Genomic DNA, 16,318 nt, shown 5'->3' with positions numbered 1-16,318 from the left:
GCCGTAGGCCAGTCACGGCACGGGCCGGCTGGCTGGCTGGCTGGAGGCTTTGGCTAGGAAGCCTTCACCTGCCGGAGGCCTTCGGCGTCTTCGCGGTCTTCGCCGCCTTCGCCGCCGCCTTCATCTCCTGCTTGTGCGCCCGCACCTTCGCGAGCGACTCCGGCCCCGTGATGTCGGCGACCGAGCGGAAGGACTGCTCCTCCCCGTACGCACCGGCCGCCTCGCGCCAGCCGTTCGGGCGGGCGCCGAGCTGCTTGCCCAGCAGGGCGAGGAAGATCTGCGCCTTCTGCGTGCCGAAGCCGGGCAGCTCCTTGAGGCGCCGCAGCAGCTCCTCGCCCGTCTCCACGCCCTCCCAGACCTTCGCCGCGTCCCCGTCGTAGTGCTCGACGAGGTACTGGCACAGCTGCTGGATCCGCTTCGCCATCGAGCCCGGATAGCGGTGCACGGCGGGCTTTTGCGAGAGCAGGGCGGCGAAGGCCTCCGGTTCGTACTGCGCGATCTCGTGCGCGTCGAGATCGTCGGCGGCGAGCCGCTGCGCGATCGTGTACGGGCCCGCGAAGGCCCACTCCATCGGAACCTGCTGGTCGAGCAGCATGCCGACGAGCGCGGCGAGCGGGCTGCGGCCGAGCAGTTCGTCGGCCTCGGGCTGCTGGGCCAGGTGAAGCGTGGCGTCCATGCCCCGATCATCGCAAGTGAGTGTCCGGGCCGCGCGTCATCGCGATTGGGTGCCGAGCGAGCGCTCGGGCCGCGCGCCAGTACCCCAGCGCGTTCACCCGCTGCTTCGGCAGCGCCGGCTCCTTGCGGAAGCAGGCCGCGAGCGACCGGGTCGTCGCCGTGTCGCAGGCGATCCAGACGTACGGGTCGGGCGCGGCCTTGAGAAGTTCCGGCACGGCCGCCTTCACCTGGGCCACGAGGTGTGCGCCCTTGTCGAGCCGGGCGACATCGGCGTCCACCTGGTTTCCGCGCGTCGGGAGCCGGTTGGTGCATCGACAACTCCCTTTGGGGCATGGTCGGGAGGTGGTCCATGACATCACTCCCGAAGCCCTTGTCGCCCATTACCAACTGGAGCCCATTCCCCAGGAGGGTGGACTCTTCCGCCGTACCTGGGCGGGTCCCGAACGGCCCGACGGCCGCCCCGAGGGGTCCGCGATAGTGGTCCTTCTGACCGCGGAACCCGGTGACTTCTCCGCACTGCACCGGCTCCCCGCCGACGAGACCTGGCACTTCTACCTGGGGGATCCGCTGGAGATGCTGCTCCTGTCCCCCGACGGCACGTCCCGTACGGTCCTGCTCGGCCCCGACGTCCTCGGCGGCCAGCACCTCCAGTACACCGTGCCCGCACGCACCTGGATGGGCGCGCGGGTCGCCGCCACCTCCGGCTGGTCGTTCTTCGGGTGCACGATGGCGCCCGGGTTCACGTACGAGGGATACGAGCACGGGGACGCGGCTGAACTCACCGCCCGCTACCCGGTTCAGGCCGCGCGGATCGCCGCGCTGAGCCGCCCGTGAGCGGCGGCCCGTCCGCCGGTGGGCTCCTGGTCGGACAGGTGGCCCTGGTCACCGGCGCCTCGGGCGGTATCGGGCGGGGGATCGCCCTGCGGTTCGCGGCGGCGGGGGCGGCGGTGGCCGTCCACTTCCGTACGCATCCGGAGGCGGCGCGTGAAGTCGTCGACGCCATCGCCGAGTTGGGGGGTCGCGCGGTCGCCCTGCGGGCCGACCTGACCGTCGAGGACGAGTGCCACCGCCTGGTGCGCGAGGCGGCCGACTGGGGTGGCGGCCGCCTGACGGCCCTGGTCAACAACGCGGGCGTACAGCCCGTCCAGGAGCTGCCCGGGATGACGGCGGCGGACTGGCGGGCGGTGGTCGACGCCAATGTGTCGAGCGTGTTCGCGTGCACGCAGGTGGCGGCGGAGGTGATGCGCGACGGCAGCGAGCAGAGCGCCCCGAACGATCTGAGTGAGCAGAGCGATGAGAGGGATGAGAGCGATGAGAGGGATGAGAGGGATGGGAATGACCGGAGGGGCTCGCCCGGCGGGCCTGTGGGCAGCATCACGCACATCGCGTCCATCGAGGCCACCCACCCCGCGCCGCTCCACGCCCACTACTCCGCGTCCAAGGCCGCCGTCGTCATGCACGCGCGCTCGGCGGCCCTGGAGTACGGTCCCTACGGAATCCGGGTGAACACCGTCTCCCCGGGGCTGATCGACCGCGAGGGTCTCGCGGAGGCATGGCCCGACGGCGTACGGCGCTGGCGACAGGCGGTTCCCACCGGAAGGCTGGGGCGGCCCGAGGACGTGGCCGACGCCTGTGTGTTCCTCGCCTCGCCGATGGCCTCCTGGATCACCGGGCACGACCTGGTCGTGGACGGCGGGGTGTCGGCGCGGCCGACGTGGTGAGGGCACGGTGCCGCGCGGCACCGTGAACAAGGTGCCGCGTACATCCGTACTCCCACTGAGGCCGCAGCGACAGACGCAGACGCGTATGCAACCGCGTATGCAGACGCGCGTACATGAACGTGCGGTGCGAGCAGGACATGCAGGACGGGCAGTCAGGACGAGCCGTAGGGAGAGGCCACGTGGGCCGAGTGCGCCGCATACACCGGGCAGTGGCCCTCGTCGCCCTGCTGGGCGCGCTGTTCCTGCTCGGCGGCGCGGGCCCGGTGTCCGCCCACTCGGCCGTGCGTGACACGAACCCGGGCGAGGGAACCGTCCTCAAGTCCGCGCCGAAGCAGGTCACCATGACCTTCACCGAGGCGGTCGGCATCACCGACGACTCGTTGCGCGTCCTCAGCCCGGAGAACCGCCGGGTGAACGCGGGTGACACGAAGCACGTGTCCGGCAGTTCCGACAGCGTCCGGGTGCCGCTCGACGGCGGCCTGGCCGACGGCACGTACACCGTGGCCTGGCGGGTGGTCTCGGCGGACAGCCACCCCATCTCAGGCGCCTTCACCTTCTCCATCGGCAAACCGTCCGAGACCATGGCGGCCGTCTCCGTCGAACCGGCCGTGAACCCCGCCTCGGGCGCGTTCTACGACATCGCCCGCTACGCCGCGTACGCCGCCGTCGCCCTGCTCATCGGCGCGGCCACCTTCGTCCTGGTCTGCCGTCCGCCCTCCGCCGAGCCGCTGCGCGGACTCGTCCGGGCCGGCTGGTGGGTCCTCGTCGTCTCCACGGCCGCACTCCTCCTGGTACGCGGCCCGTACGAGCGCGGCACCGGCCCCTCGACCCTCTTCGACCCCGAACTCATCGAGAACACGCTGACCAGCAGGCCGGGTTGGGCCCTGTTGGCGCGGCTCGCGCTGCTGGCGGGGGCGGCGGTCTTCCTCGTACGGGTCCTACGGGTGCGGGTCCTACGGGTGCGGGTCCTACGGGTGCGGGTCCTACGGGTTCGGGGCATGCGTGGAGCACCGGAGAAGGAGGGCCTGGCGGCAGAGCGGCAGCGGCCGAAGGCGGTCGTTCTCGCGGTCGGCGGGCTCCTCGCCGTCGGACTGGCGGGCACCTGGGCCGCCGCCGAGCACGCGTCCGCCGGGATTCAGGTCCCCGTGGCGATGACCTCCTCCGTACTGCACCTGCTGGCGATGGCGGTCTGGCTGGGCGGACTCGCGGCGCTCCTCACCACGCTCCACCGCTCGGAGGCCCCGCTTTCGGCGGTCTCCGTGGCCCGTTTCTCCCGGCTCGCGTTCGCCTCTGTCTGCGTTCTGGTGCTGACCGGCGTCTACCAGTCCTGGCGGGGGCTCGGCTCGTGGGACGCGGTGTTCGACACGTCGTACGGCCGGATCCTGGTCGCCAAGGTGTGCGCGGTGGTCGTCCTGCTGGCGGCGGCGGGTTTCTCGCGCCGCTGGACGAGCCGGCTGACGGACGCGGAGGAGCCGGTGCGGGTTCCGGTGCTGGAGACGGTGGGTGCGAGTGCGAGTGCGAGTGCGAGTGCGAGTGCGAGTGCGGGGGCGGGAGCGGGTGGGGGCGCGGATTCCGGCTCCGGGTCCGGGTCCGGGTCTGGGTCCGGGTCTGGGTCTGGGGCAGACGGCCTGGGTTCGGACGCCGGGGAGTCCACTTCGGCCACCGCCGACGGCGGCGACGAGCCCGAACCGGCCCTGGGACCCGGCGGCGCCGGCCGTCGCCGGAACTCCCTGCGCCGCTCGGTCCTGGCCGAAGTCGTCGTGGGCGTGGTCGTGTTGGTCGTCACGACGGTTCTCACCGGTACCCAGCCGGGGCGCGCCGAGATCGAGACGGCGGCGGCCGAGGAGTCCGCGGCGGTCGGTCAGCGGGCCGCGTCGACGACCCTGATCCCCTTCGACGTCGGCACCCCGGGCGGCCACGGCAAGGTCCAGATCGTCCTGGAACCGGGCCGCGTCGGCGAGAACACCGTCGAGGCGGTCATCATCGGCCCCGACGGAGGCATCGCCACCGTCCCCGAGATCCGCCTCTCCTTCACCCTCGCTGCCCAGAAGATCGGCCCCATCGACGCCGGCCTCACCAACAAGGGCGGCTACTGGGGCACTTCGTCCCTCAACCTCCCCATCCCGGGCACCTGGACGATGAAGGTCACGATCCGCACGTCGGACATCGACCAGGTGTCGGAGACCCGGCGGGTCAAGATCCTCCGCTGACGGGCCCCGGTGCTGGTCGGCTCGGCCGGGCCGGCTGGGCTGGTCGAGTTGACCGAGTGGCCGAGTTGGCCGGGTCAGTCCCGCTTGAGGACGACGTACCCCTTGACGGCGCCGGCGAGCGAGTAGCTGGCGTGGGGGTGGTACCGGCGGGCGCGGTCCTCGACGTCGCGGATCCGGTCGCGGGGGTTCCGCAGGGCGATGTAGTCGGGGGTGATTCCGCGGGTGTTGCCGACCCACAGGACGCGGCAGCGGGAGGTGAGGCGGCTGATGGGGCGGATGTCGGCCTCGACGGTCGCGCCGTCCGGGATCCGGTTCAGGAGGCGTTCGACCGCGGCGACCCGCGCGGGCTTGCGGTAGGCGGCGGGCTCGGCCAGCACGGACATCGGGAGCGTGGTCGTGAGCGAGAGCGCCGCCGCGGCGACGGCCGCGGGCAGGTGGTGCGCGTACGAACGCAGCCAGGGGCGCGGGCTGTACCGGGCGCCGGTGAGAGCGTCGGCGAGGGCGAGTGTGACGACGGGCATCAGCACCGCGCTGTAGTGCCAGTCGGTCCCCCAGTAATGGTCCTCGGAGGAGAAGAACCGCCACCCGAGCGTGGGCAGGGCGACGGCGAACAGCGGGGAGCGCAGGGCCAGTAGCCCGCTGGTCGGCAGCAACAGCCAGGCGAGGGTGCGGAGTTTGGTACCTGTACCGTCGAAGAGCGAGAAGCCGCCGTCGACCTTGTTCCAGTAGTCGTAGCCGCCGGTCGTGTTGAAGGCCGGGACGACGAGGACGAGGGTGACCAGCGTGGCGGCGATGCCCGCGGCCGCCACGACGAGGGCGTACGGGATCGTGCGCCGGGAGGTGCGGCGGCATCGCACGGCGACGACGAGGGCGATGGCCGCCACTGTCGCACCGAGGTCCTCCTTGACCAGCACCAGCGGTAACGCCCACAGCAGCGCCCGGCGCCACCGCCGGGCCAGGAGTGCCTCCAGGCTGAAGGCGATCAGGGGCACGGCGAAGCAGATCTCGTGGAAGTCGAAGTCGACGGCACGCTGGATGCCCCAGGACAGGCCGTACGCGATACCGAGCGCGAGTCCGCGTCCGCGGCCCAGGAGCCCGGCGGCCGCCCGGGTCACCGGCACGGCCGACAGCGCGAACAGCGCGGCCTGCGCGACGAGCAGCGTGAGGGGAGAGGGGAAGACCCGGTAGACGGGGGCGAGGAGAGCGATGACCGGGCTGAAGTGATCGCCCAGGATGTTGGTTCCCGGCCCCTTCAGATCGACGACGGGCGCCTGGAGGTGCGCGTACGCGCGGACGGCCTGCTCGAAGATGCCGAGATCCCAGGAACGGGTGGCCAGGTAGCGGTAGCGGGCGACGGAAACAGCCGTGTAGGCGGTGAAGAGGGTGACCGCGAGGAGATACGGGTCGAATCGGCCGGGAGGGCGGGGGCGCCGGTCACGCGGGGAGGGCGGGACCGGCTCGGGTGTCGCGGACGGGGAGGGGGGCGGGGAGGGGGACGCGGACGCCGACGGGGGTCCGGTCCGCGAGGGTATCGGTGCGGGTACGGGTGCGGGTGCGGGTGCGGGTCCGGGTCCGGGTATGGGTTCTGGCATCGATGCCGATGCTGGTGCTGGTGCTGGTGCTGGTGCTGGTGCTGGTGCCGGTGACGTCTGCGCGGTGCGGGTGTCCTGTGGCGGGCCGGGGAGAGCCTTGGTCACGGGCGGTCCTTTCAGCGGCTTCCGCGGTCAGGGGCCGAGGCGGGTCGTGGGCTGCCGTGGAAGACCTGGCTGGTGTGCCAGGTGCGGTGAGCCTGCGCGACGGGGTCGGCACCGGGTTGAGGTCCGATGAGCGGGCGGTCGGCGAGCGCGACGACGTACTCGCGGGCGGCACGGCTGTGGCCGACGAAGCCCTGCGAGACCAGGATGCGGTGACTCTTGCCGATGCCGAGGACTCCCTTGTCGAAGAGCCTGTGGTGCAGCGAGCACAGGCACAGGCCGTTGTCGACGTCGTCCGGGCCGTCGAACGCCCACCAGCGCACGTGCGCGGCCTCCAGCCCGACCGGCACCGCGCCGATCCTGCCGTCGTAACCGCAGAAGGCGCACCGGTACTCGTAGGCGGTCAGTACCCGCTCCCGCATCCGCGGGTCCCGCGATTGCCGTACGGCCGAGAGCTGTTCGGTCTCGGCGGGCTCCAGCCCGAGGCCGACGGCTTCGCACAGTTCGCCGTGGAGCGAGGGCGGGAAGTTCAGGTCGAGCAGGACCCGTGCCAACCGGCCGAGCAGCGAGGGCTCGCGCCGCAGCGCTGTCCGCAGTTCGGGCGCGAGCCGTCCGCCGGCCCCGGCCGCGCGCAGCTCCCGCACCCCGCTTCCCGGGCTGCCCGGCCCGTGATCGGTGCGTACCTCCCAGACCCCGTCGCTCACCAGATGGTGGAACGGGTAGGCGGGCGAGGTCTTGTTCGGCGGACCGAACTCGGCCAGCAGCTGCTTCAGATCCTCCTCCACGGCGCTGTATCGCAGCTCGCCGTCGGCATCCTGCTGAAACCGGCCGAGCGCGTACAGGAACAACAGCGGCTTGTGCGGAGCGCGGGTCCCGTTCCTGTTCCACTGCCTCAACTTCGCGGCGCGCTCAAGCCAGTCCATGACCGGTCATCGTAGTAGCGCCTCGCAACGGTCCCCGCTCCAGCGCCGAGCGCCCACCCGGCTCGGAGTCGGCCTGTGGGACCCCGAGCGTCACACCGGGTACGCACCCAAGCGGGTACGCACCCAAGCGGGTACGCACCCAAGCGGGTGCGTACCCGGTGTGACGGCGTGTGGCCGGCTATTTCGCGACGAACGCGTCGGCCTCGCACTTTTTGATCCACTTCATCTGGCTGTCCGGGGGAAGGCCGTCGTCGAAGGCGATCATGCCGGGGTTGTCAGCCGCGGCCGAGACCTTGAGGCCGTGGGACCGCATGCACTTGAGCCACTTCTCGTTCTTGTCCTGGAACTCGGGATCCTCCCTGGCGGCCCGCTGGGGAAGGGTTTCCGGCTCCTTCGACGCGCAGGCTTTCTTGGCCTTCTCCCACAGCTCGTCGTTCCCGCCCTTATACCCCTTCCAGGTGCCGTCCTCGTTCTTGATCATGTACTTCGCCAGGCCGTGCTGAGCCTGACATTCCTGGTACAGCTGGCCCAGCCGCGTTTCCTCCTCTTCCGTGGTGTCGGGGCGAATGAGGGGCCGTTCCGCCTGCGCCGGTGCCTGCGACGACTTGCCGCTGGGTTCGGTCACGCTCGCGACGCCCTTGTCCTCGGCGGACTTGGCCGACCCGGATTCGCCGCTGCAGGCCGTGATCAGAGCCAACGAGGCCAGCGCGGTGACCGTGGTGAGGCAGCGGCCGAAATGTGCCGGGCGGGACCCAGTGAATGTACGCATCACAGTGGTCATCTCCTGTGGGTGTAGGGGAATTTGTCAGGGTTTCCGTGTTCAGGTATGTCTTCAGGTGGTGGTCAGTGCCGCCGTCGGGGACAGGCGGGAAGCGCGGACGGCCGGGTACACGCCGGCCATGACGCCGATGAGTACCGCGCCGCAGAATCCTCCGGTCACCGCTTGCAGCGGGATCACCGGCGGCCAGTCCTTGTAGGCCGCGTAGCCCATGGTCGCCAGCACGCCGACGCCGATACCGGCGATGCCGCCCAAACAAGACAGAGCGATCGATTCGGTGAGGAACTGGCCTCGGATCTGGCCCCGGTTGGCGCCCAGGGCACGGCGCAGTCCGATCTCGCGGCGGCGTTCGAGTACGGAGATCACCATGGTGTTGGCGACTCCGATGCCGCCGACCAGCAGGGCGAGGCCGGCCAGGCCGACGAACAGCCCGGAGAACGTGGCCTCGGCGGAGCGCTTGGCAGCCAGCGCGTCCGACGGCCGGCTGACCAGGACAACGCTCGGGGACTGCGGGTTGACGGTGGCGGGAAGCACCGCGCGTACGTCCTCGACCGCCGGCTCGTCCGCCTGGATGAACAACTGCGTCGGCCTGCCGTCGAAGCCGAGCTTGCTGTGCGCGGCCTGCCAGCCGACCAGCACCGACCGATCGATGTCCGGAGCCAGCGGTACGGTGCGCAGAATCCCGATCACGCCGAACCACTGGTCTCCGATCAGCACGAGGGGCGGCGGTTCGCCGGGGCGCAGGTCGGGAAAGCCCAGGCGGGCCGCGGCGACCGCGCCGAGGACGACGCTCGGAAACCGTTCGGTGGCCGCGGTGAAGTACTGGCCCGAGCGGACCTTCGCGTTGATCACGTCGAGCAAGTCCTTCCGGGCGGCCAGTACCGTCAGGCCCGAGGCGTCGAGCGGTCCGAGCCGGTCCGAACGCCGCACCGTCGCATGGGTGTTGGCCACTGCGGCCACGGCTTCGACGGCGCCGATACGGTCCACCATCGACACCGACTCGGCCGGGAACGAGACCGGCCCCTCCCCGCCGCTCGCGTTGGCGTCCGCGACCGCCTGGAGCCGGTCGGTGCCCAGCGCGGTCAGTTCCGCGTTGAGCGCCCGCTGGCTGGAGGCCGGGATACCGGTGACCACGATCATGGTGGCGATACCGATGGAGATGCCGATGGCCGACAGCGCCGCTCGCATCCGCCGTGATCGGATACCGACCAGGCCGAGGCGCAGCAGGTCGGCCGGTGAGAGCCGTACCGGGCGGAGCCACGGGGGCGTCGTCCGGGCCTGCGGGGTCGTGGACTCCCGTAGGACCGTGGACCGAAGCCGGGAGCCCGCCCTCACCGCACTACCCCTTCGGTCGCGATCGTGTCCGCTGCCATCCGTTCGTCCGCCATCCGTTCGTCCGCGATCTGATCGGACGTGACCCGGTCGGACATGACCCGGTCGGCCGCGACCCTGTCGGCGACGATGCGCCCGTCCTGCATCTCCACCTGCCGGGGCAGCCGCGCCGCGATGTCGCGATCGTGGGTGATGAGCGCGATGGTGGTCCCCTCCTTGTTGAGCCGGGTGAGCAGTTCGAGCACCGCGAGCCCGTTCGCGGTGTCCAGCGCGCCGGTCGGCTCGTCCGCGAGTACCAGCGCGGGTTCGTGGACGAGGGCTCTTGCGATGGCCACCCGCTGCCGTTCGCCGCCGGAGAGCTGGTGCGGCCGGTGGCCGGCGCGGTGGGCCAGACCGACCCGTTCCAGCGCCGCCAGGGCGAGGGGCCCGCGGTGTCTCTTCGCCACTCCGGCGTAGAGCAGCCCGGTGGACACGTTTTCGGTGGCGGTCAGGCCCTCGGACAGGTGGAACTGCTGGAAGACGAAACCGAGCCAGCGCCCACGCAGTGCGGACAGTTTCCGGTCGGGCATGGTGGTCACGTCGTGACCGGCGATGACGATGGCGCCGCTGCTCGGCTGATCGAGGGTTCCCATGACGTTCAGCAGAGTCGACTTGCCCGAGCCGGACGGTCCGACGATCGCCAGGAATTCCCCCTCCTGGATCTCCATGGACACGCCGGCGAGTGCCATGACCCCGCCGGGATACTCGACCGTCACGTCCTGGACCGACAACACCGCCGTCACGACGCGGTCACCACCCGAGCTCCTTCGGCGATACCGGCGCCGCTGACCTCCACCATCCCCCCGGCGTACAGTCCGGTCTCCACGGGTACCAGCCGACCGTCGGCCAGCCGCAGCCCGTAACCGCCTTCGCGCAGCGCGAGCAGGGCGGTGACCGGGACCGCGAGCACTCCGGTACGGGTCTCGGAGCCGAAGTCGACCTCGACCGGCGCGGAGTTGAACTTCTTCGCCTTCGCGGGGTTCGTGAAGGTGACCGTGACCGTCACCTTCAGCGCCCCGGTGGCGTCCTGACCCTCCGCGGCCCTGGCCGCGGTGCCGATGGCGGCCACCTTGCCCGCGGCCTTGGCGTCGTCCGGGAGCCGTACGGTCACCGCGTCCCCGCGCTTGACGGTGCCCACCTGGGGGGCGTCCACCTCGAGTGTCACTGCCTTGGTGGTGGGGGTGACCCGCATCAGGGTCCCGTCGGCGGGGTCGCCGGGCTGGACGTCGGCGCCTTCCACACGGACGGCTCCGCGGAGCACCGCCACGTCACCGGCCTCCAGTACACCCGTGGCCGGGATACCGCGAGCGGTCTGCCAGCGCTTGACCGCCCTCATCAGGGAATCCGTGAGCACACCGTCACCGGAGTGCACCACTTGTACCCGGCTGATCGTGGAAGCCGGATCGGCGGGGTCCTTCCCACCCGGCCTCGCCGTCTCCGTAGCCGATTCCGATTTCGGGTCCGCTTCCGAATTCGCTTCCGAATTCGACTTCGATGCGGCGGACGGCGACGCGGAGCCGGACGCGGACGAACCAGATGAACCGGCTGAATCGGATGACGATTGTCCTTCCGTGCCGGACGCCGGAGTCGTGACGGTGACCCTCTGCCCCGGCGTGGGCTGACTGCCGATGTCGTAGCCCAGGGCCCGCAGGTTGTCGGCGATCACGCGGACGTCGCGTCCCACCGTGTTCGGGGTCTCCAGCCGCCGGTACAGCGGGACGGTGCCGTAGAAGACCGGTACGGGCAGGTCGTCGACGCGGTACAGCGGCTTGCCGCGGGAGACCGTGCTGCCGCTCGGCGCCAGCCACGTCACCGTGCCTTCGCCGGCCCCCTTGACCGGCCGCGGGGTCCCGTAGCCGAGTGTGCCGTCGAGGGACTGCCGGTCGGTCAGGTCGGTACGGACCACCTTGACCGTCCGCGCGGCCGGTTCGGACGTGGAACGCGCTGTACCGGCTCCGGAGTTCCATGGAACCGACATGGCGACGCCCGCTCCCACCAGCACCACCGCGCCCACGGCAAGTGCGATCCGGGCGCGCCGTCGGCGCCCCCGCGGGGCCGCGTCGGCCGTGGTGGACACGGGCTCCGGCTCGCCGCCGGTCACCGGCGGGACTCCGAGGCGGGGTGGGGCAGGTCGACGACGAGGTGTACGGGACCCTGAACGGCGCGCTGGGCATGAGTCGGCACGGCGCGTGCCGCGGCGGCGTGCTGGGTGACTCGGATCATGGGTGATGACTCCGGATCGATACGGGTTGCCGGAAGCAGGACGCGTCCTGGCAGCCGGAGGAAGCCGAGGGCCTCCCTTGCGAACGGAGCCGACGATGCCGGACCGCGATCAGAGCGGCTTCAGGAAGATGTATCGGGATTGTCAGCGTGGCGGGCACGACCGGACGCCCGACCTATAGTCGCCGCCATGAGCGCACAGATCCTGGTCGCCGAGGACGACGTCAGACAGGCGCGGGTACTGCGTATGTACCTGGAGTCGGAGGGGTACGGCGCGACGGTCGTGCACGACGGACGGGCGGCGATCGACGCCGCACGGCGGCTGCGCCCCGACCTGCTGGTGCTGGACGTGATGCTGCCGAAGGTCGACGGCCTCGACGTGTGCCGGATCCTGCGCGGGGAGTCGGCCGTACCGGTGTTGATGCTGACCGCGAGGTCCGACGAGAACGACCTGTTGCTCGGCCTCGACCTCGGCGCCGACGACTACATGACCAAGCCCTACAGCCCACGTGAACTCATGGCCAGGATCCGTACGCTGCTGCGGCGGGTGGAGCGCGTGGCGCCCGCGGACGACGGCGTACTGCGGGTGGGGCCCCTCACGGTGGACCCTCTCCGGCACGAGGTGCTGGACGGTTCCGGCCGCGAGGTCACCTGTACCCGCGGGGAGTTCACGGTCCTGGCGACCATGGCCGCGGAGCCCGGCCGGGTCTTCACCCGCGGGCAGCTTCTCGAACGCACCCGTGGCTGGGACACCGCCCCGACCGAACGCACGATCGACATGTACGTGATGAATCTGCGCAAGAAGCTGGAGCCCGACCCGCGCCGTCCCGTGTACCTGGTCACCGTCCACGGGGTCGGCTACAAGCTGACCCCGGGGCCCGCCGCCGTGGAGGACCCGCGTGGCCCGCGCTAGGGTCCCGCTGCGCGGCAGCCTGTTCACCCGCCTGCTCACCGCCTCGCTGCTGGTCGCCGTCTGCGCGGTGGCCGCCACGACCTGGCTCGCCGTCACGACCACGACGCGGGCGATCCGCACGCAACAGGGGCAGTCCCTGGAGGACGACACCCGGGTCTACGACGCCCTGATCGGCTACGCGGCGACACACTCCGACTGGGGCGGAGTGCAGGAACTCGTCGCCGCCCTCGCGAAACGCACCGGCAGGCCCGTTACGGTGACCACCCAGGCACGCACCCGCATCGCCGGTTCCGGTTCGGACAGAGACGGAAAGGCCGTCCGGCTTCCGTACCGGCCGACCGCGCAGGTCGACCCGCTGCGGCTCGACCCTGTCCTGTCCGACGCCGGCCCGATCGATCCGCGCGCCGTGGGCCCGTACCTCCTGGAGGCGAAGGACCGGGAGGAACTGCGGCGGACGGCCGACATGATCGTCCGGTGCCTGCGCGGGAAGGGAATCGACGCCAAGATCACCAAGCTGCCCAGCGGGCGCCCCAAAGTCCTGCCGGCCCGCCTCGTCACCGACCACAGGGGGGACAAGTCATGCGATCCCTCCACTCTGGCGATACCCCTGCGGTCGGAGTCGCTGGCGGTGGAGCAGGTGAGCGACCTCGCCACGAAGTGCATGAGGCAGCAGGGCAGAGCGGAGCTCGACGTCTACGCGGACTTTTCCTGGTTCTCCCACGGAACCGGTCCCGAGAACTCGGAGCGCGCGGCCCAGGAGTGCGTCAACGACGCCCGGCGCCAGCAGCTCCGGTCCTACGTCTCGCCCCCTGCGCTGCTGTTCGTCGGTGACCGCAGCGCTCCGGAGGCGTCGGGTCTGCGGCTGTCCACGGGGAGCACCCTGCGGATCGTCGGGGCCGCGGCTCTGGTCCTCGCCGTCGCCGCCACCGTGACCACGCTCGTGGGCAGACGGCTGGTCCGTCCGCTGCGCGCCCTGATCCGGGCGGCCCAGCGCCCCGCCGACGAGGCCGTACGGGTCCCGGTGACGGCGAACGACGAGATCGGCCTTCTCTCCGCGGCGTTCAACGACCTCGCCGAACGCAGACAGGAGCTCGAACAGCTGCGCAAGTCGATGGTCAACGACGTGGCGCACGAGCTGCGCACCCCGCTGACCAACATCCGCAGCTGGCTGGAGGCGGCCCAGGACGGCCTCACCCCGGCGAACCCGGAACTGCTGGCGCTCCTCCTGGACGAGGCGGTACTGCTGCAGCACGTCATCGACGACCTGCGCGATCTCGCGGCCGCCGATGCCGGGAGGCTCGTGCTGCACTGTGAACCGCTGCACGTCGCTGAGCTGCTCGAACAGGTGACGGCGGCCCACCGCGGTACCGCCGACCTGGCCGGCGTAGGCCTGACGATCGAGGCCGTCGAGAAACTTGAAGTGCGTGCCGACCGGGTGCGGCTGCGCCAGGTGATCGGCAACCTCGTGTCCAACGCGGTCAGGCACACGCCGGACGGTGGCTCCGTCGTTCTGCGGTCCCGCATGGAGGGCGACGACCTGGTCGTGGAGGTCGCCGACTCCGGGACCGGAATCGATCCGGCGGACCTGGACCATGTCTTCGACCGTTTCTGGCGGGCCGACAAGTCCCGCAACCGGCAGACCGGCGGAAGCGGCCTCGGCCTGGCCATCGCCCGCAAACTGACGGAGGCGCACGACGGAACGGTCTCGGCGGCAAGCGCCCCGGGCCTCGGCTCGGTGTTCACGGTCCGACTGCCACAACGGTGACGTCGGACGGGGATCCTGGTGGACCCCGGCCATTTCATTCGGGCGATTCCACAGCTGCGGTCTCCGAGCCGCTCAGGGCTGGCGGCCGCTCAGGGCTGGCCGCCGTTTAGGGCTGGCGGCCATTTGGGGCCGGTGGCCGTTTAGGGCTGGCGCTCGATCCGCCGACCGAGTAGGGATGCTGTACGGCGACCAGATAGCGGGGCATCTGAGCACCTGTCAGTAGCGGGGGTCATGATGAGTTGGTGGCAATTTGCCATGTTCGGTGCTGCGGGAGGCCTGAGTGTCGAAATGCTCGCCGTGTTCCGCAGATGCACGGAATGGCAAGCGGCACGCCGCACTCCAAGTGGCCGACGCCGCGCAAAGCCCCCGACTCTGCGGCTTTACTTGGACGCAGCCGCCCACACATGCCTTGCCGTCCTACGCTCTGCCATCGGAGCCGGCGCGGCATTGCTCTTCGGAACCAGTGGACAGATCAGCGGAGCCTACGCGGCGGTGGCACTGGGCGTCTGCGCCCCAGCGATGCTGGCTCAGCTGGGTGCTTCCCCTCAAGTCGCGCGGCTTGTCACCGGCCCAACGATGCCCGCCCCCGAAACCGGCAACTCCCCCGCGCAAGGAACCGCCCTCGAAACGACTGGTCCCGGAGGCGGCCAGTGAAGACGAACCTGCGGCGACGAGTACTGATGAATCTCCTCGGTGTGCCCGAAGGCGAAGTCCATCTTCCCGTCCCAGCAAGGCAGTTCGATAAATTTCCTTTGCATCGCCGTGTAGCGGCGGGCCTGTTGGGCGTGGACTTGAACCGCCCTTTTGCCCTGCCGAGTGAAGACTCGTTCAAAGCGGCGGCGCGGCCACTTCCAGAGGGAAAGCCCGCAGTCGGAATCGACTGGGCCACCTCCCCACATGAGGCGCTCGAAGAACACGAGTATCACGACTATCGCGAGTATCAAGAGCCGCCTTTGGTTCCCGAAATGCTTCGGCGGCCATATGCCGAGATCTCGGAGCCGCGGCCGTGCAGCGGCGCTGAGACCCTGGGCCGCGCACCCGCCCGGCCCGAACTCCCCCTCGAATGGACTGCCATGTGGCGGGGCGTTGTGGCGGCGGCGCTCGGAGTGGCCCTGACGCTTGGCGGTGTCTGGTTCGCCGTGCCGCACCAGCGATCGGGCGACGGGACACCGTACGGGGAGGTCGCCACTCTCACCGAGCCGCTCAAGGCCGGCGACTGCGTCCACGCCAACTGGGAGGGCACCTCCTTCACGAGCGAACTCGGACTCGAGGTCGTGCAGTGCCTCAGCGGCCAGACGTCCGGGCAGGTGATGGCGATGGTCGAGGCCGGAACCGCCGCGGAGGCGCAACTGACGGGCCCCAAGCGGTGTGAGCAACGGACTGAGGGAACCCGCGCCAAGCTCGCGGACGTACGCTCGTACGCCGTTGTCCCGACCTGGAAGGGCTTCGAGGCTGCCGGACGGCGTACGGCCTGTCTGCTGCTGGGCGCACGTGGCGAAGTGTTGTACGGCCCGCTCGGGGACTACCGCAGGCTGGGCATGGTGTTCACCGACACGGCCACCATGCAGAAGGGGGACTGCCTCGACGGGGTCTCCGCCGAGAGCGTCAAGCTGGTCTCGTGCAACGGCCCGCACGACGAGCAGGTGCTCGATTTCTTTCGGATGAGCCCGGATACGACCCTGGCCCAGGCGCGGAACCAGGCCAACGAGGCCTGCGCGAAGAACGTACCGCCCAAGGCCTACGCCTACGACCCGAAGTTGTACAAGGCCGCCTCCTGGGTGGGCCAGGGCGCTTGGAGCTCCGGCACGCACATCGTGGTCTGCACGGCAATTCGCCAGGACGGGGACGTCATGCAGAGGGGCGAACCATGACGTTCTGGAGCGGTGGCGATGGAGACGGTGGGGCAGCCGTCCACGGCCACGGCTGAAGCGGCCATGGCTACGGCGGCCACGGCCGCGACCATGACCATGACCATGACCAGAAATGATCTTTCTGTAGCGGTGCCGCCGGGCTTGGATGAGGCGATCTAGCCAGGTGAAAGATGGGAA

At 70.6% G+C, this 16,318-nt stretch carries 14 protein-coding genes and 1 pseudogene; 6 read left to right on the top strand and 9 right to left on the bottom strand.

Annotated elements, in window-relative coordinates:
- Positions 1–64: 64 nt before the first annotated feature.
- Positions 65–676: an HhH-GPD-type base excision DNA repair protein gene (locus OHA11_RS22290; RefSeq protein WP_266498968.1), complete on the bottom strand. Its 612-nt coding sequence runs from the start codon at positions 674–676 to the stop codon at positions 65–67.
- 7 nt (positions 677–683) lie between these two features.
- A pseudogene (locus tag OHA11_RS22285) lies at positions 684–941 on the bottom strand (SIP domain-containing protein); the annotation flags it as partial.
- 88 nt (positions 942–1,029) lie between these two features.
- Between OHA11_RS22285 and OHA11_RS22280 the strand changes: the two are divergent.
- The 3 genes from OHA11_RS22280 to OHA11_RS22270 all read left to right on the top strand — a co-directional run bounded on the left by OHA11_RS22280 (position 1,030) and on the right by OHA11_RS22270 (position 4,606).
- A complete protein-coding gene (locus OHA11_RS22280; protein ID WP_266507364.1) occupies positions 1,030–1,509 on the top strand; it encodes a cupin domain-containing protein in 480 nt (159 codons plus the stop codon).
- A complete protein-coding gene (locus OHA11_RS22275; RefSeq protein ID WP_266498967.1) occupies positions 1,506–2,396 on the top strand; it encodes an SDR family NAD(P)-dependent oxidoreductase in 891 nt (296 codons plus the stop codon). The genes OHA11_RS22280 and OHA11_RS22275 overlap by 4 nt, the downstream gene beginning before the upstream one ends.
- A gap of 179 nt (positions 2,397–2,575) precedes the next feature.
- Complete coding sequence (locus OHA11_RS22270) at positions 2,576–4,606, top strand: copper resistance CopC/CopD family protein (RefSeq protein ID WP_266498966.1); 2,031 nt, start codon at positions 2,576–2,578, stop codon at positions 4,604–4,606.
- 74 nt (positions 4,607–4,680) lie between these two features.
- On the opposite strand, the gene OHA11_RS22265 is transcribed toward OHA11_RS22270, so the two are convergent.
- The 7 genes from OHA11_RS22265 to OHA11_RS22235 all read right to left on the bottom strand — a co-directional run bounded on the left by OHA11_RS22265 (position 4,681) and on the right by OHA11_RS22235 (position 11,595).
- Positions 4,681–6,198, bottom strand: coding sequence for a DUF2079 domain-containing protein (locus OHA11_RS22265; protein ID WP_266498965.1), 1,518 nt, complete (start codon positions 6,196–6,198; stop codon positions 4,681–4,683).
- A 116-nt stretch (positions 6,199–6,314) separates the two neighbouring features.
- Positions 6,315–7,223: a phosphorothioated DNA-binding restriction endonuclease gene (locus tag OHA11_RS22260; RefSeq protein WP_266498964.1), complete on the bottom strand. Its 909-nt coding sequence runs from the start codon at positions 7,221–7,223 to the stop codon at positions 6,315–6,317.
- 178 nt (positions 7,224–7,401) lie between these two features.
- Positions 7,402–7,992 (bottom strand): hypothetical protein, encoded by a 591-nt coding sequence (locus OHA11_RS22255; protein ID WP_266498962.1) that lies wholly within the window; start codon positions 7,990–7,992, stop codon positions 7,402–7,404.
- Positions 7,993–8,055: 63 nt separating this feature from the next.
- The gene (locus tag OHA11_RS22250) at positions 8,056–9,336 is read right to left on the bottom strand and encodes an ABC transporter permease (protein ID WP_266498960.1); all 1,281 of its coding nucleotides are present in this window, start codon (positions 9,334–9,336) and stop codon (positions 8,056–8,058) included.
- The gene (locus tag OHA11_RS22245; RefSeq protein WP_266498958.1) at positions 9,333–10,115 is read right to left on the bottom strand and encodes an ABC transporter ATP-binding protein; all 783 of its coding nucleotides are present in this window, start codon (positions 10,113–10,115) and stop codon (positions 9,333–9,335) included. Before OHA11_RS22245 ends, OHA11_RS22250 begins: the two co-directional genes overlap by 4 nt.
- Entirely contained in the window at positions 10,112–11,473 is a 1,362-nt protein-coding gene (locus OHA11_RS22240) for a peptidoglycan-binding protein (protein ID WP_266498957.1), read from the bottom strand. Before OHA11_RS22240 ends, OHA11_RS22245 begins: the two co-directional genes overlap by 4 nt.
- Positions 11,470–11,595, bottom strand: coding sequence for a hypothetical protein (locus OHA11_RS22235; RefSeq protein ID WP_266498954.1), 126 nt, complete (start codon positions 11,593–11,595; stop codon positions 11,470–11,472). The genes OHA11_RS22240 and OHA11_RS22235 overlap by 4 nt, the downstream gene beginning before the upstream one ends.
- A 187-nt stretch (positions 11,596–11,782) precedes the next feature.
- Here OHA11_RS22235 and OHA11_RS22230 point away from each other — a divergent pair, with 187 nt between their 5' ends.
- The 3 genes from OHA11_RS22230 to OHA11_RS22220 all read left to right on the top strand — a co-directional run bounded on the left by OHA11_RS22230 (position 11,783) and on the right by OHA11_RS22220 (position 16,141).
- Positions 11,783–12,505 (top strand): response regulator transcription factor, encoded by a 723-nt coding sequence (locus tag OHA11_RS22230; protein ID WP_266498952.1) that lies wholly within the window; start codon positions 11,783–11,785, stop codon positions 12,503–12,505.
- Between the two features lie 463 nt (positions 12,506–12,968).
- Positions 12,969–14,270 carry a HAMP domain-containing sensor histidine kinase gene (locus OHA11_RS22225; RefSeq protein ID WP_323186774.1) on the top strand — a complete coding sequence of 434 codons (1,302 nt, stop codon included), beginning with the start codon at positions 12,969–12,971 and terminating at the stop codon, positions 14,268–14,270.
- A 965-nt stretch (positions 14,271–15,235) separates the two neighbouring features.
- A complete protein-coding gene (locus OHA11_RS22220; RefSeq protein WP_266498950.1) occupies positions 15,236–16,141 on the top strand; it encodes a septum formation family protein in 906 nt (301 codons plus the stop codon).
- The last annotated feature ends 177 nt before the right edge of the window (positions 16,142–16,318 follow it).

This window comes from Streptomyces sp. NBC_00878, assembly GCF_026341515.1.
Taxonomy (GTDB): Bacteria; Actinomycetota; Actinomycetes; order Streptomycetales; family Streptomycetaceae; genus Streptomyces.
Note: the sequence above shows the minus strand (reverse complement) of the source record. Positions and strands in the feature narration are given on the sequence as shown.